Consider the following 2018-nt stretch of genomic DNA (forward strand, 5'->3'; position numbering starts at 1 on the left):
CGATAGAATGACTAAGTCAAACAAGAAAAAGAGAAATCGAATGGCATCGATTTCTCTTTTTTCTTGAATATCAGCTAGTTATGTCCCAGCCTCTTTTGGTATATAGTAACCTTATCTCAGTAGAAGCTCCCAGGCTATAGACAATTGAATAAAGTTAAGCCTAAATATTACAAGCGCATTTACACGGCAATTACGATAAGGCTAATATGGTTAGTCAATTAATACTTCGTTTTCATTTGATAAATCACGTTCAGGTAATTTCAGAACTTCTAAGTATAAAATATGGTGACCATCTAATTCTTTTGCGATAAATTCATGGCCCTGTTCCTTGATGCTATCTCCTTCGACCGCATCAAAGCGCTTTGTCATGAACCAACCACCGATTGTATCAATATCATCATCTTCTATGTCAGTACCTAGCATATCATTAACGTTTTCTAGTAGCATCTTTGCATCTAAAATAAAATGATCTTGTGCAATTTCTTGTACCTCAGGGATCTCATCCTCGTCGAATTCATCTAGAATGTCGCCGACAATTTCCTCGATAATATCTTCAATCGTAACTAGACCTGATGTTCCGCCATATTCATCCATTAAAATGGCCATATGAATGCGTTCACGTTGTATTTTTAATAACAATTCGTTAATTTGCGTTGTTTCCATAACACGAATAATCGGTTGCATATAGTCAATAACTGGTTTATCTCCATTTGCTGGGTCTTTAATGTAAGCGGTTAGTAAGTGCTTCATATTAACCAAACCGATAATATGGTCCTTATCACCATCGATAATTGGATAACGGGTATATTGCTCAACACCCATTAAATCGAAAACTTCTTTAACCGTAAGTTCTTTTTCAATTCCGACGATTTCAGTACGTGGTACCATAATTTCTTTCGCAAGGCGATCTGAAAATTCAAAAATACTGTTAACGTATTCATATTCTGAGTTATTAATTTCTCCACCTTTTAAACTATCCGACAAAATCATTCGTAACTCTTCTTCCGTATGGGCTACTTCTGATTCTGACATCATTTTCAAGCCAAAAAGGCCAGTCAAGCCACGTGCAGATCCGTTCAATAGCTTGATGATCGGATACGTAACATTGTGGAATAAAATTAATGGGCCAGAAAAGTTTAATGTAACAAATTCTGCTTTTTGGATGGCTAATGTTTTTGGCGCCAATTCCCCTATAACTACATGCATAAACGTTACGATTGAGAATGCAAGTATGAATGAAAGGATGGTTGTTAATCTACCGTCCAAATTTAGAAAGTCAAACACTGGACTTAAAATCATGTTAAAAGTAGGCTCACCTAGCCAACCTAAACCGAGTGCAGTAATTGTAATACCTAACTGACATGCAGATAAGTATTCATCTAAATCTGTAACAACACGTTTTGCATTTTTAGCTTTTTTATGCCCTTCTGCAAGCAATTGATCAATGCGTGTAGATCTCACTTTAACGATTGCAAATTCAGTTGCAACGAAAAATCCTGTCATTATTATTAGTAGGGCGAATGTCGCCAACCTTATGGTTATTTCCAATATGTCTCCGTCCAAATAATTCCTTTGTTCCCGCCCGAATGAGGGAAGTAAACAAAGTGTACACCTCCTATGATTTAAAAAATTGTTGGATGATTTAATCATAAAATATTTATGGGCAAAACACAAATATTGACAACGACTTTTTCACTTGATTTGCAATCTGTAATTTGGAAAAGGTGAATATTTTCAAACAGTAAAACATTGAAAATAAAAATTCGTTATGCTAACTTTAAATGGAGCGAAGATAGTTTATTTAAAGAAAGAAGCAATTGCATCTCATATAAAACGACACGTCAAAAATCTCAAGAGAGCTTTACTTGTGGATTTTTTTTAAATGAACTATTTTTAATAGCATCAAAAAAGGAGCCTTCTCTGTATAAAGTGTACCCTTTGTAAAGGACATTTTAAAAAAAGCTCTAGGCAACTTGAAGAAGATGATGTCTGTATTGTGCAGGTGTCATCTTTTTTAG

1 protein-coding gene is annotated in these 2018 nt (G+C 34.9%); it reads right to left on the reverse strand.

The genetic code is table 11. The features are described from left to right. Positions 1–210 precede the first annotated feature (210 nt). Positions 211–1548, reverse strand: coding sequence for a hemolysin family protein (locus tag ACIQXF_RS23025; protein ID WP_402788150.1), 1338 nt, complete (start codon positions 1546–1548; stop codon positions 211–213). Positions 1549–2018: the final 470 nt, after the last annotated feature.

The organism is Lysinibacillus sp. NPDC097231, assembly GCF_044761885.1.
GTDB lineage: Bacteria > Bacillota > Bacilli > Bacillales_A > Planococcaceae > Lysinibacillus.